We start from the raw sequence: 14,379 nt of genomic DNA on the forward strand, positions 1-14,379 counted from the left end.
CCCCCTAGTGCCTATGGCCTAAGGCCTAGCACCTGTTCCTCTTTCTTTCGTCTCGAAACCCCGTTTTTAACATTTTTAGCCTTGTTGTATTATACTATGAATCAACTATTTATACACCCTTTCTATACCAATCGTCCAAGATTCGTATAAGCTTCCTATAAGCTACCTATAAGCTAACTACATTCATCCTCACACCCATTTTTCACCAAAAATTCCCTCAACCCTCTTCCGAACCTTTCCGATTTTCTTCGTATCTGTTTACTAATCTATTAAATTTCTCATTCTCACATTTTCACATTTTCTAATTATTAAAAAAGCTATTCACATTTAAAAAAAAGCTATTTATATTAAATCTATGTAAGAGCTTTTTACAGTATTTTTGCCCCGTTAATCAAACATTTAAATAAAATGATTCGCAATTTACTGTATATTACAGCTTTTAATAAAAAAGGTACGTGGCAGAGCGTGTTGTGGGAAATTGTGCATAACGGTTTTATCACAGCTCCGTCGGGCATATTACTCATAATATTATGGGAGCTTTTTAAACCACAACCCAATCTATCCCTTATCTGGGAAATGGTAGCCCTAATGGGCATCCTACTCCTATTACAGTTCTTCGTTGCCTCGCGCACCCTTGTGTCGTCCAACCTATTAGTATATGGTATTTCCGAAAAAGTACGCATTCGCTTAGGTAATCATATCCAAAAATTCTCATTAGGTTTCTTCAAAAAGCGCGACCCCGGCGAAATAGCTTCAGTGATTATGCAAGATGTCGCCTCGTTTGAGCATATTTTCAGTCACAGCTTTGGCAATTTAGCAGCTGCTCTTTTCGGTACACTTATGCTCTCAGGTTTCCTCTTCTATTGTGATTGGCGACTCACCCTTTGTTTGTTCATTGGCATTCTACTGGTAATACCGTTCTTAAAGCTCGGTATTTTTATGGTCGATAAATGGGAACTCAGCAAAGGGCAAGTAAAGGCACGAAACGAAGTATCAGCTAAATTCTTGGAATATGTACAAGGAATACGACACCTAAAATCCTATGGTCTTACAGGTAGTAATTACCGAATGCTCGAAAAGGCTTATGAGAATTTGCGCCAAAAGAGTATCCGCTTAGAAGCTATACCAGGACCTTTTGTAATGCTTTCGTTCACTGTTTTGGAAATAAGCTTTGTGTTGATGCTCGCTTTAGGCTTGTACTATCTCACTCACAACACCATTACTATTCCTGTGCTTATCGTTTTTCTAATTTTAGGCTATATTCTGTACAACCCCATCAAAGTAGTATTAGTAGATTATATGATGTTGCGCTATATGAACGAAAGCCTCAGCCGTGTCATTGATGTACTGAAAGAACCCACTATGGAAACCGATAAAAACGAGTTCCCTTCTCACTTTAATATCAATTTTGATAATGTAAGTTTCTCGTATTTAGAAGATAAAACTACACTTAACAATCTTAATTTCAGCATTCCTCAGCACAGTATGGTAGCATTGGTAGGACATTCGGGCTCGGGTAAAACCACTATTGCTTCACTCATTGCGCGTTTTTGGGACGTGAATAATGGAAGAATTACTATCGGTGGAGTAGATATTAGAAATATCCGGCAAGACCGCTTCTATGGACTTATCAGCGAAGTATTCCAAGATGTATATCTATTCGATGATACTATTTACAATAACATCAAAATAGGGAATCCTAACGCTACCGAAAGCCAAATTATAGAGGCTGCCGAAAAAGCACAAGTACTTTCGTTTGCGTGGGAATTACCGCAAGGAATGCACACTCCCGTAGGTGAAGGAGGCAGCCATCTCTCTGGCGGACAAAAACAACGTATCAGCATCGCACGTGCTTTGCTGAAAGACGCTCCTATTATCTTGTTAGACGAAGCTACTGCCAGTCTCGACCCCGAAAACGAAATATACATTCAAAAAGCCATTCAGGAACTTGTAAAAAACAAAACAGTAGTGGTGATAGCCCATAAGCTCTCCACCATTAAAAATGCTGATAAAATACTTGTTTTAGAAGAAGGGCATATTGCCGAAGAAGGTACACATCCCGAACTCTTGGCTAAAAAAGGTATTTATCATCGCCTCTGGACACTCCAACAACAAGCCTCTGGCTGGACAGCAATTAACAATTAACGAACTATGAAAAGATTATTACAAATAGCAGGACAGCGTAAAACCTTACTCTTAGCCTCCTGCACTTTAGCCATTATTCACGCAGTACTGAGCTTGATTCCTTATGCCTTGGTATTCTATATCATACAAGAACTCATACAGCAAATACCCAATTTTGCTACCGCTCAACAATACGTAATCTACGCCATTGTAATGATAGCCGTGAGTATGGTCGCTTTCTTCTTATCGGGTATTTTATCACATATCGCCGCTTTCAACATTCTTTACGGTCTCAGGAAAACGATTACCGAAAAGGTCGGCGTATTGCCTATGGGTTATCTTTCTAACCGCAATTCAGGAGCTTTTAAGAAGATTATTTCGGACGATGTAGAGCGTATAGAAACCTTTATTGCTCACCAAATCCCCGATTTTGTAAAAGCTATTGCCTTGCCTTTGTTCACCTTAGGATATCTGTTCAGTCAAGATTGGCGATTAGCTCTTGCCAGCTGTTTGCCTTTATTGTTGCTACTGCTTATTTTCCCAATAATGTTTGGAGGAAGAAACAAAAATCTTACCCAGCAATATCACCAATCGTTAGAAGAGATGAGCTCAGGTATCGTAGAATACGTACGTGCTATGCCTGTGATGAAGATATTCCAACAATCAGCTGAGAGTTTTGATAAATACGGCAAGAAAGTAAAATCTTTCAACCGTTTTGTAAGCCAGTGGATACGTCATAGCTCACCTCCTTACGCTATCTTTATGAGTTTTGCCAGTAATGCAATGTTGCCTGTTTTGGCATTAGGTCTATATCTTTATTTTCACAATGGGGTAACTCTTGCCACTATGCTCTTCTTCCTCATCATAGGCACAGGCTATATGCGTCCCGTTTTTGCCATTAGCAATATGGCAATGCAGCTACAACTGATAGAACAAGGCGTACAACAGATTGATAAAATTCTCAATCAACCCATTCTTCCCGAAGGACATAATGCGCATATACCTACTCACTATAATATCTGTTTCGACAAGGTTAGCTTTGCTTACGACGGCGAGAACTATGTATTGAACAACGTTAGCTTCACAGCCAAAGAAGGTACAGTTACTGCCTTAGTAGGCCCCTCAGGGGCAGGTAAAAGTACCGTAGGGCAATTGCTCTCTCGTTTTTGGGATTGCCAAGAAGGACGAATTACTATAGGTGGAATTGACATCAAAGAGTTACCCACCGAAAGTTTGATGCAAAAGGTATCATTTGTTTTCCAAGATAGCTTTATGTTTCAACAAACAATGTACGACAATATTCGTATGGGAATGGATAAAACAGAAGAAGAAGTGATAGAGGCTGCCAAAGCAGCTCAAATACACGATTTTATCACGAATCTGCCGAATGGGTACAACACATTTTTCGGTCAGCAAGGGGTTCATCTCAGCGGAGGAGAACAACAACGCTTCCAGTTGGCACGTGCTATTCTTAAAAATGCACCAATCCTCATCTTAGACGAAGCTACTGCCTTTGCCGACCCTGAGAACGAGCATAAAATACAGCAGGCTTTCAGTACGCTTATTCGCAACAAAACCGTACTTGTGATAGCACACCGCCTTAGCTCTATCACCACAGCCAACCAGATTATTGTATTCAACAAAGGCGAAATCAACGCTATAGGCACTCATAGTCAGTTATTGCAAGAGAGTGAATTGTACGAAAGAATGTGGAATGCTCACAACCGAGCTAAAGAATGGGCTTTATAAGAAGATAAAATAAAAAAAGCACTTACATTATGTAAGTGCTTTTTTTGTTGCTCCCCCTACTGGACTTGAACCAGTGACCCTCTGATTAACAGTCAGATGCTCTAACCAACTGAGCTAAGGAGGAATATTTTCTACTTATGTTTTCCTTAATTGCGGTGCAAAGGTACAACTATTTTTGAAACCTGCAAATTTTTAAGCAGAAAAATATTTAATATTTTTTAGTTGTATTGCTAAGTCATTTATTTTCAATAATAATATAAAAAGACTTTACCAAAAATTTAATAGTCTCTCGTGCTACGAGTTTTGGTAAAGTCCTTATTACTATCTATGTAACTCGTATTACTTTTGTACAAAGTAGTGATAGAACCACGGAATGGTTTCAATACCTTTTAGGAAGTTGAAAATACCGTAGTGTTCGTTAGGCGAGTGAATAGCATCGCTATCTAAACCAAAGCCTAAGAGAATAGATTTGCTACCTAATTCTTCTTCAAAAAGAGCTACAATAGGGATACTACCACCTGAACGCACAGGTATAGGCTCTTTCCCGAAGCTCGCTTGGCAGGCTTTTACTGCTGCTTGGTAAGCAGGCGTATCGGTAGGGGTTACATAGCCTTGTCCGCCGTGGTGCGGAGTTACTTTCACGCGCACACCTGCTGGTGCGATACTCTCAAAGTGTTTGGTGAAGAGCTCGGTAATTTCGTGGTTGTCTTGGTTAGGCACTAAGCGCATTGATATTTTGGCATAAGCCTTACTTGGGATAACCGTTTTAGCTCCTTGTCCGGTATAGCCTCCCCAGATACCATTTACATCAAGGGTAGGACGTATAGAGGCACGCTCGGTAGTGGTATAGCCTTTTTCGCCATATACTTCATCGATATCTAAGGCTTTTTTGTAGGCTTCGAGTGAGAAAGGTGCTTTTGCCATTTCATCGCGTTCAGCTTGTGAGAGCTCTTCTACTTTGTCGTAGAAATGCGGAATGGTAATGCGGTTGTTCTCATCGTGCAAAGAAGCAATCATTTTAGTAAGCACGTTGATAGGATTCGCTACCGCACCACCGTATAAACCAGAGTGCAAATCGCGGTTAGCACTGGTAACTTCCACTTCCACATAGCTAAGTCCGCGTAAGCCCGTAGTGATAGAAGGGGTGTCGTTAGCCAGCATACTGGTATCGGAAATGAGAATAATATCGTTTTTGAGTTTTTCGTGGTTGTTTTTTACAAACCAACTAAGGCTTCCTGAGCCTATTTCTTCCTCGCCTTCAATCATAAACTTCACATTGCAAGGGAGCACGTTGTTTTTCACCATATATTCAAGGGCTTTCACGTGCATAAACATTTGCCCCTTGTCGTCGCAAGCCCCACGAGCGAAGATAGCTCCATCAGGGTGAATATCGGTTTTTTTGATAACAGGCTCAAAGGGGTCAGATTCCCAAAGCTCAATAGGGTCGGCGGGTTGTACATCATAGTGTCCATATACTAAAACAGTAGGAAGGGCAGGGTCGATAGTTTTTTCGCCATAAACGATAGGGTAGCCAGGGGTTTCACATATTTCCACCTTGTCGCAACCAGCCTTTTCTAAGGCGTTTTTTACAGCATCGGCAGTGTTGAGCACGTCCTGAGAATAGGCAGCATCGGCACTGATAGAGGGCATTTTAAGCAGTTCTATCAGTTCCGCAATAAAGCGGTCTTTGTTTTCATTGATATAATTTTTTACTGAATCCATATGTCAATTAACAATTTACAATTAATAATTTACAATTCTGCAACCGTAGCAGGGTGTTTTTTTCTTTTTGTGTTATTGTTGTGTGTTTTTAAAAATATGTAGTTATATTCTTTAGTAAAATTATTTGCTAAACAATTCTGAATGAGAACCTAACCTAACTTAACTAAAAGTATTCTTTTCCTCTCTTCATCGTATTGTAGCCAAATGATAAGTAAATCAGGTTCTATATGGCATTCCAAATGTCCTTTATAATTTCCTGTGAGAAAATGGGCTTTCATTGATTTAGGTAAGTTATCTACTCCTCCCTCTTCTAATAAAGCAATAGTATCTTCAATCTTTAGGGCTTTGTTTTTATTACTTCTATACTTTTTATAGTCTTTTTTAAATTGTCCAGTATAAGTTATCTCATATACATTTCTGTTAATATTATCCATAACATAACTTAATCATTTAAAGAGGCTATTAATTCTTTTACATTTGTAAAGTATTTTGTGTTAGGATCGTTTATAAGTTTTTCTGCTTCTTCTAAGGCTTTTTGAGTAGTCTCATTTGGAATGTTTTCTCCCCTTCGTAAACGAGGAGTTTCTTCAAAAGTCTCTATTATTTTAAAGTTGAGACTTTCAAGTACAGATTTAGCATTTTTCAATGAAAGTCCTTTGGGTAAGGCAACTGTAATTGTTTCCATATTTTTCTTCTTTTACGCAACAAAGGTACATTATTTTTCTAAAATACCAAAATTTCATCTATAAAAAGCCAAGCATCACCTCCTTTTGGGGGTGTTTTTACGTTTTTGAGGGTGAGCTTGATATAGCGTGCTTCCGTTGGACTAAACTTCAACACAAAATCTTTTAAGGTGGCTTTCCCTCTCACTACACAAGGCTCGTTGTGAGTTGCTACTTCACGGTAGTTTTTACCGTCGTTTGAAAGAGATACCATAAATTTTACGGGGAAGTAAATACCAGATGCTTGGGCATCCATTACTCCTATGCGCACCTCTCTCACATCAGTAGCCTGCCCCAAATCGAGGGTAAGGGTTACATCGTCGCCTAACCAACCGAGCCATTGCCCATCGTGAAAGTTTTTGGAACCGCGAATGACATTGGTGAGCGTCGCTTCTCCTTGCCCTTGGTAACTCTTGTGATAAAGTGGACTGTAACTTACTTTCTTATCTATCGCTTTGTGGAATGTTACCTCGCCAGTGGTAATGGTGTTGGTCGCCTTTCCACTGAAAACAGTTGCTTTAAAGGTAGTACTTCGATTCAGCGCAATAGGCTGGTGGTATTTCGTAGCTTTCTCTATAGGAGTATCTCCCAAAGCATAGCGAATGTCGGCGTTTGGGACTTCACAGTCTAATTTTAGAAAGATATTCCCCTTTTGGTTTTCAACGGTAGGCACTACTTGGTACATAGAGCGGGCATAGTTTACCTTCATCACGTCCAAACGCTTCATAAAGGCTTGAGTGCGATTTATAAAGTTGTCCCAATTCTTCAAGTTATCGGTTGTCCAACTGATTTCAGTAAGCGCCAACAATCGCGGAAAGAGCATATATTCCGAATGTTCAGTGCTACCTACGTGTTCTGCCCATAAGTTGGCTTGCGTACCCAAAATATTTTTTTGCAGTGCTGGGCTGAGGTTTTCTTTTTCAAAACTGTAATGGTAAAGGGTTTTGAGCGGTAAGTAACCGCCATTGGCTTGAGGCTCATAGTCGGGAAGACCTTGATAGTTGTCTATATAGCAATCGCTAGTGAGGACAACAGGTTTACCTTGTTCGAGGGCTTTTTTACCTACCTCGATACCGCGCCAGTTCATCACCACTGCATTGTTAGCCAAACCCCCGTCCATTATCTCGTCCCAACCTACCAAAGTGCGCCCTTTGGATACTAAGAAATCATCTATACGCTTGATAAAATAACTCTGTAGTTGGTGCACATCTTTTAAGTGGTGGTCTTTCATACGTGTTTGGCATTTAGGGCATTTTTCCCATTCGGTGTGAGTGGCTTCGTCGCCACCTATGTGAATGTATTTACTGGGGAAAAGCTCCATCACTTCGGTAAGTACATCTTCCAAGAAAGTGAAAGTTTCTTCTTGCCCCGCACAATAAATATCGGTGATAGGCCACACCGCGCCTGAGGGTACTCCTATGGGGCGTTTGTGACAAGAGAGTTCGGGGTAAGCCGCTATGGCACTCATTGCGTGGGCAGGCATTTCTATTTCGGGGATTACCGTAATGCCACGTGCAGAGGCGTAGGCTACAATCTCTTTAATATCTTCTTGGGTATAGAAACCTCCGTATTTTTTAGGAGCTGTCGCAGGATTAGCAAAGGCGTTGGCGGAGTTAGGAGTGCGCTCATTCCATAGTTTATCTTCTTGGTCTACACGCCACGCACCTATTTCGGTAAGTTTAGGATACTTTTTAATTTCGATGCGCCAACCTTCATTGTCTACTAAGTGGAAGTGAAAGGTATTGAGCTTGAGCATTGCCATACGGTCGAGGGTTTTCAGTATATATTCCTTGGGGAAGAAATGGCGAGAAACGTCTAGCATCAATCCGCGCCAAGCGTACTGAGGAGCATCAACGATGGTAACTGCGGGCACCGCCCAATCAGTCTTCACAGGTGTAGTGCTTTCAAACTCTTTAGGCAGTAGCTGACGCAGCGTTTCGAGGGCGTAAAGTGCCCCGTTGTAACCACCTGCCTTAATGATAATTTCTTTAGGATTTACAGTGAGAGTGTAACCTTCTTTAGGAAGAGATGTATCAGTGTCAATCACTACATAATTAGTCAAGGGAGCTACTTTTTGTACAGAAAACCTAAATCCCGAAGCCTTCTCAAATTGTTCGAGAAAAGAACGCCTAGCTGGCATCAAAGCAGGGTCAATCACAAAAACAGTTTCCTTAGTAAACCGGAAACTACCCTTACCCATAGTGAGCGATTGGGGTCGCGGAATAACATTAAGGTCACTCTCGGTAAAGGCAACCTCTTTATGAGGAAGTTGGCAAGCAACTACCCATAAAACACTAATGCATAAGATTTTTTTTATTGTCTTCATTGGTTAATTTACGAATTTGCTAATTCTCTTTTATGTAAGATATGCTACCGCAAATCCTACACAAACACTTAAGAACTTTAGCAGGTTAAAGCGATGTCCTTCGGAGTTTTCAAATAAGATAACGGTAGAAATATGCAAGAAAATACCTATTACAATAGCCGAAAGCTCTATGTGGTAACTAATAAGGCTTGGTACTGTATTGCTTAAAAAAGTGCCTAATGGTGTCATTAGGGCAAAGAAGAGTAAAAACAGTGCTGTCTCCCACTTGTTCACTCCTGAATTCACAAAAAAGGTAGTAAGCACAATAGCCACAGGCAGTTTGTGCACGAATATACCATACACAAGGTCGTGATTATGCCCGTGAGATAGCGGGAAACCTTCTAAAATCGAGTGAATACTAAGGCTTATAAACAGTGAGAGCGGGAAAGCACTATGCTGGTATGGGTGTGGGTGCTGGGTGTGACCGTGTTCGGCTCCGTGCGAAAAGAACTCCAAAACAATTTGCAAGAGTACTCCTACTATCACAAATAGCCCTATGTATTTAAAATCGTGCTGCTCATCGTGAGAGTGATATACTTCGGGTATCAGCACGAATACAGTGAGTGCTAATAGGTAAGCGCCACTGAAAGAGAGTAGTAATTTGGTGTATTGCTGTTGGGCAGGTTTAAAAAAGGTAACAAATGAGTAGCCTAATACTACTGCCAGAAAGGGGAGAAGATAATTCATTTTACATTTAATCTCTTACCTGTTTTTTAAAGGTAGCACGGCGAGCAAAGATAACGGGATCAAAGCTCTTCCAGAGTTGCTGAATAGCAATATTTTCTTCGAGTTCAGGTGTAATCACGCAATGAGTAACCCCATTGCGGGTGAATATATCATAATAATAATCGAACAACAAGGCAGGAATACCCTTACTTTGGTATTCGGGGGCTACCCCAATAAGGTAGAACTCCACCGTATCGTGATGTCGTTTCGATTGTAACAAATACCACCAACCCCAAGGGAAAAGTTTGCCTTTTGCCTTTTGTAATGCTTTAGAGAACGAAGGCATCACAATGGCAAAACATATCAGTTTACCGTCCTTATCTTCAATAAAACGTACATACTCAGGATTGATAAAAGGGATATACTTTTGTTTGAAGTACTCTCGCTGACGTTCGCTTATAGGCACGTAGGAGGCTAACTTAGAATAGGTTTCGTTGTAAAGGTCAAACATTGCGTCTACGTGCTTGAGCACTTCTTTAGTAGTAGGCGTATCGATGAACTTTACCCCATAGCGTTTTTTTATGGCTTCAGCTGTTTTCTTAAAAATCTCAGGTTTAGAGTTCTTTACTAAAAATTCCATCTCTACAAAGCCTTTTTCTTTGGTAAAGCCTAATTGCTCTAAATGCCGATTATAATAAGGATAGTTATACCACGTCATCATATTCGAGAGATGGTCGTAACCTTCAGTAAGCAATCCCACTTTGTCCATATTCGAAAAACCTATAGGTCCTTCCATATACTCCAATTGATACTTACGAGCTTTTTCAGCTACTTTATCCAAGAGAACTTGTGTTACTTGTATGTCGTCTATCATATCCAGCCAACCAAAGCGCACTTTCTTTATGTTCTGTTTAAGGTCGTGCTGATTAATAATAGCTACTACGCGCCCTACCATTTTACCTTTCTCATTGTAAGCTCCGTAAAAGAAGGCTTCGGCATTGTCGAATACAGGGTTCTTGGTTTTGTCAAAAGAGGCTACCTCGTCACTGATGAGAGGCGGTACCCAATAAGGGTTGTTTTTGTATAAAGACAAAGGGAACTTCACAAACTCGGTAAGTTCCTTTTTAGTGGTGAGTTCTTTAATCAGGATCGATGGCATTACGTCTGTTTCTTTTAGGTTTTTTCTTGTGTTGTATTTTGGTAGTTTCTATTGTTTCACTCAATACCTTCTTGATATAGCTGTTGTGATTATCGATGCGATAAGAAGCCCCGAACAATCCCATATAGCGTTGTGGGGTATCTTTCCAGCCAAAGCCCATATCGGCATTGAGTTGTATTTTATCGGAAAGCAAGAAGGCAACGCCAAGACGTGTAATCTGGTCGTTGTAATGCTGGCTGTGAATACCTTGATGCTCTGCAAAGATACTAAACCAACCATTGTCTAAGTTATGAGTAACGGTGAACAAATAGCTGTATTCGGTGTTTTTACCGCTTAAGAACCTATCAATGATACCGTTTGCTACCAACACCACACGGGGGATAGGTTCTGCTTGAAAGATAGCTGCTATTTTAGGAGAGAGTGCTGGTATTGACTCGTAGTAATATCGTTTGTTTGGTAAGAAATTCACCCCTGCATAAAGAGATATGGAAGGTGTGAGGTTGCGCCATCTAAAAGAGTTATTAGCCTTCCAACTGTAAATACTCGGCTCTTCATCTAAAAAATCAGGTTTAAAGAGCAAATACTTAGCCCCGATAGTATTGTTCACAAAACCAAAGTGCGAAGTCGTACCGTTAGGTGCAATTGTACGGTCATAAGCAAGAGTACCATTGAGCATCACTTCCAATTCTTCTTTATAAAAACCATAACGCACTGCATAGTTCATTCCAGTAAAATCCATAGAAGTGCCTGTCTCTTTGTGGTGGTTGTGTTCATACCAAAAACCTCCTTCAAATTGTAATACTCTCGCCCCTACTGCATAAGCACTTTGTGAAGTGCCTGGGAGGTTTGAGTTAATAATTTCAGTGTATTGTGCCTTTGCCAAAAACGGAAAAGCACAAAGTATTAGCAAGTATATTTTCTTCATTGTATGTGAATATTTTAGGCGACAAAGGTAGGAAAAATTTTTTTACTATACAACTTTTATAACCTAAACACGTTCTTCTTCACTTTTAACTTCCCTTTTACGTCGTAAACGATACCGTCTTCTTTTAAATAATTTCCTATATTCATTTGCAGAAACTCTTGGTGCGCCACGCAAAGCGCCACTACATCGTTGTGGGTAGGGAGGTTTTGTGGTTTAGTAGCTACCTCAATGCCGTACTCTTCAAGAGCGCGCTTAGGGTCTGCCCAAGGGTCATACACTGTAATATTGTTAGTAAAATTTTCAAGGGTACGGTAGATATCCACTACTTTCGTATTGCGAGTGTCGGGGCAGTTTTCTTTGAATGTAAAACCTAAGAGCAGGATTCGGCTGTCCTTCACAGGCATACCTTGTAAACACAAGCGGTTGATAATCTGATAGGCGATATAGCCTCCCATCGAGTCGTTCGTCTTGCGGGCTTCCATCATTAAGCGTGGCGATACGCCGTGCAGTTTAGCTTTTTGTATGAGGTAGTAAGGGTCTACCCCTATACAGTGTCCACCTACCAGACCAGGACGGAAGGGCAAGAAGTTCCACTTGCTACTCGCTGCATCTATCACCGCATTAGTGTCAATCTCTAAAATATTGAATATCTTTGCTATCTCATTCATAAAGGCGATATTCACATCGCGCTGAGCGTTTTCTATCACTTTGGCGGCTTCGGCTACTTTTATAGACGGGGCAAGGTAAGTGCCTCCCCTCAGCACTGAATTGTAGAGCGTATCTATTTCCTGTGCTACCTCAGGGGTAGAGCCTGAGGTAATCTTGCAGATAGTCTCCACGGTATGGTGCTTATCACCAGGGTTGATGCGCTCGGGCGAGTAACCCACAAAGAAATCGCGGTTGTATGCAAGCCCCGACGCGCTTTCCAAGATAGGCACACACACCTCTTCTGTTACTCCTGGGTAAACCGTCGATTCGTAAATCACTATATCTCCTTTTTTTAGCAATGCGCCTACTGTTTGGCTCGCTTCGCGCAAAGCGGTAAGGTCAGGTTGCTGATAGAGGTCGATAGGTGTAGGTACTGCCACTATGTACACATTGCAATCCTTAGCGTCCTCAGGGTTTGCAGTGCAAATGAGGTGGGTAGCCAATCGTTTTTTAAGAGTTTCACTACCGATTTCGCCCGTAGTGTCAATACCCGTGTTGAGGCTCTCCACTCGCGCCGTATAGGGGTCGTAACCCACTGTGGGATATTTTTTGGCAAACAGACAAGCTAAGGGGAAACCCACATAACCCAGCCCAATAATGCCTATTTTATATGATTTCATCTAAATAATTAACAATTCACAATTAATAATTAACAATCCTTTCCCAAAACTCCGCCTCTTCCGGCTGAGCAGAAAGTTCTCTCCTCTCACCTCCTATTGTCTGAGGTTTATGCCCCAAAGCTTAGTGCCTAAATCATATTATACTGTTTTAGTTTGCGATATAGCGTCCGCTCCGAAATCCCCAAGGCTTTGGCGGTTTCCTTGCGCTTGCCACCGTTGTGTTCTAACGACTTGCGTATCATCTCGCGCTCTTGCTCTTGGAGTGAAAAACGCTCTTCTTCCGCAGCTTCCTCATAGTCGTACACCTCCTCGTGAGATAGGATTTCTTTCTCGGTAGGAGGTACGGGAATGATAGAATAAGCTGGAGAGCTCGCCTCATTCTTGTGTGAATCATTGCCGTAGATGCGGTGAATAAGTCCCTCGTTGTCCTGTTGTACTTGGGCTGAATTGCCGTGTTGTAGCAGTTCAAGGGTAAGCTTTTTCAAGTCGTTGAGGTCAGATTTCATATCGAAAAGCACCTTGTAAAGCAACTCGCGTTCGTTGCTAAAATCACTATCCTGGCGCGCTTGCTGAGGTACAACCTGTGGTAGATTGCTACCCTCATCAGGTAAGTAGGTGCGCAAAATACTCGCTGTAATATCCCTGCGCTGTTCAAGTACCGAAATCTGCTCGGCTACATTGCGCAACTGACGGATATTCCCGCTCCAACGGTAGTTCGTGAGCAGATGTACCGCATCTTCGCTGAGCTTCACAGGAGGCATTTTGTATTTCTCGGCAAAATCCGAAGCAAACTTGCGGAAAAGCAAGTGGATATCCTCTTTGCGTTCGCGCAAAGGAGGCAAATGTATCTCTACTGTGCTGAGTCGGTAGTAAAGGTCTTCGCGAAAACGTCCTTTTTTAATAGCTTCTTGCATTTGCACATTGGTAGCTGCCACAATGCGAACATTCGTCCTCTGCACTACTGACGAACCTACTTTTATGAACTCGCCGTTCTCGAGCACCCGCAAGAGGCGCACTTGGGTAGTGAGGGGCAATTCACCTACCTCGTCTAAGAAGATAGTCCCGCCATCGGCTTCCTCAAAATATCCACTACGGGTAGCGGTAGCTCCCGTAAAAGCCCCTTTTTCGTGACCAAAAAGTTCCGAATCGATAGTCCCTTCGGGGATTGCTCCGCAGTTTACGGCTATGTATTTACCGTGTTTGCGTAGAGACAGCGAGTGAATGATGCGCGGTATAACCTCTTTTCCCACCCCACTTTCTCCGGTAATGAGTACCGAAATGTCAGTAGGGGCTACTTGTATAGCTTTTTCGATAGCGCGATTCAGCTTAGGGTCGTTGCCAATAATGCTAAATCGCTGTTTTATAGCTTGTATATTTTCCACTTTTTTAGTTGAGAGTTTATAAACGGCAAAGGTACGAATATTTTTTTGAATTTATGTCAGTTCGATATAACAAAATGCTATTTTTCAATCGCTTTTCCTCCGCCTTTCTGCCACCACACTTCCACTAAACTTCTCCTACAAATTTGCTAATTTCCCAATTTTCTAATTTACTAATTCTCTTTCCCGTCACACTCCCCCCCTAGTGCCTATGGCCTAAGGCCTAGCACCTCTTCCTCT

10 protein-coding genes, 1 tRNA gene and 1 pseudogene are annotated in these 14,379 nt (G+C 41.5%); 2 read left to right on the forward strand and 10 right to left on the reverse strand.

The window, feature by feature from the left end:
* Window positions 1-408: 408 nt before the first annotated feature.
* Together HMPREF9072_RS01575 and HMPREF9072_RS01580 are read left to right on the forward strand one after the other, a co-directional pair.
* The gene (locus HMPREF9072_RS01575; protein WP_009410194.1) at window positions 409-2,145 is read left to right on the forward strand and encodes an ABC transporter ATP-binding protein; all 1,737 of its coding nucleotides are present in this window, start codon (window positions 409-411) and stop codon (window positions 2,143-2,145) included.
* Between the two features lie 6 nt (window positions 2,146-2,151).
* Window positions 2,152-3,873, forward strand: coding sequence for an ABC transporter ATP-binding protein (locus HMPREF9072_RS01580; protein ID WP_009410195.1), 1,722 nt, complete (start codon window positions 2,152-2,154; stop codon window positions 3,871-3,873).
* A gap of 50 nt (window positions 3,874-3,923) precedes the next feature.
* On the opposite strand, the gene HMPREF9072_RS01585 is transcribed toward HMPREF9072_RS01580, so the two are convergent.
* From HMPREF9072_RS01585 to HMPREF9072_RS01630, 10 genes and pseudogenes are all read right to left on the reverse strand, one after another.
* Window positions 3,924-3,997 (reverse strand) — tRNA-Asn (locus HMPREF9072_RS01585).
* Window positions 3,998-4,212: 215 nt separating this feature from the next.
* On the reverse strand, window positions 4,213-5,595 hold the full coding sequence (locus tag HMPREF9072_RS01590; protein WP_009410196.1) for a dipeptidase: 1,383 nt from the start codon (window positions 5,593-5,595) through the stop codon (window positions 4,213-4,215).
* Window positions 5,596-5,715: 120 nt separating this feature from the next.
* Window positions 5,716-6,029, reverse strand: a pseudogene (locus HMPREF9072_RS01595) (type II toxin-antitoxin system YafQ family toxin).
* Window positions 6,030-6,037: 8 nt separating this feature from the next.
* Window positions 6,038-6,280: a hypothetical protein gene (locus HMPREF9072_RS01600; protein WP_009410198.1), complete on the reverse strand. Its 243-nt coding sequence runs from the start codon at window positions 6,278-6,280 to the stop codon at window positions 6,038-6,040.
* Between the two features lie 38 nt (window positions 6,281-6,318).
* Window positions 6,319-8,643, reverse strand: a complete 2,325-nt coding sequence (locus tag HMPREF9072_RS01605; RefSeq protein WP_009750404.1) for a glycoside hydrolase family 20 protein — start codon at window positions 8,641-8,643, stop codon at window positions 6,319-6,321.
* A 30-nt stretch (window positions 8,644-8,673) separates the two neighbouring features.
* Window positions 8,674-9,369: a ZIP family metal transporter gene (locus HMPREF9072_RS01610; RefSeq protein ID WP_009750405.1), complete on the reverse strand. Its 696-nt coding sequence runs from the start codon at window positions 9,367-9,369 to the stop codon at window positions 8,674-8,676.
* 7 nt (window positions 9,370-9,376) lie between these two features.
* Window positions 9,377-10,507, reverse strand: coding sequence for a GNAT family N-acetyltransferase (locus HMPREF9072_RS01615; protein ID WP_009750406.1), 1,131 nt, complete (start codon window positions 10,505-10,507; stop codon window positions 9,377-9,379).
* Window positions 10,488-11,432: a transporter gene (locus HMPREF9072_RS01620; protein ID WP_009750407.1), complete on the reverse strand. Its 945-nt coding sequence runs from the start codon at window positions 11,430-11,432 to the stop codon at window positions 10,488-10,490. The genes HMPREF9072_RS01615 and HMPREF9072_RS01620 overlap by 20 nt, the downstream gene beginning before the upstream one ends.
* Before the next feature lie 56 nt (window positions 11,433-11,488).
* Window positions 11,489-12,760, reverse strand: a complete 1,272-nt coding sequence (locus tag HMPREF9072_RS01625) for a nucleotide sugar dehydrogenase (protein ID WP_009750408.1) — start codon at window positions 12,758-12,760, stop codon at window positions 11,489-11,491.
* Window positions 12,761-12,888: 128 nt separating this feature from the next.
* Window positions 12,889-14,142: a sigma-54-dependent Fis family transcriptional regulator gene (locus tag HMPREF9072_RS01630; protein ID WP_009750409.1), complete on the reverse strand. Its 1,254-nt coding sequence runs from the start codon at window positions 14,140-14,142 to the stop codon at window positions 12,889-12,891.
* Between the last annotated feature and the right edge of the window lie 237 nt (window positions 14,143-14,379).

This window comes from Capnocytophaga sp. oral taxon 324 str. F0483, from assembly GCF_000318315.2.
GTDB lineage: Bacteria > Bacteroidota > Bacteroidia > Flavobacteriales > Flavobacteriaceae > Capnocytophaga > Capnocytophaga ochracea.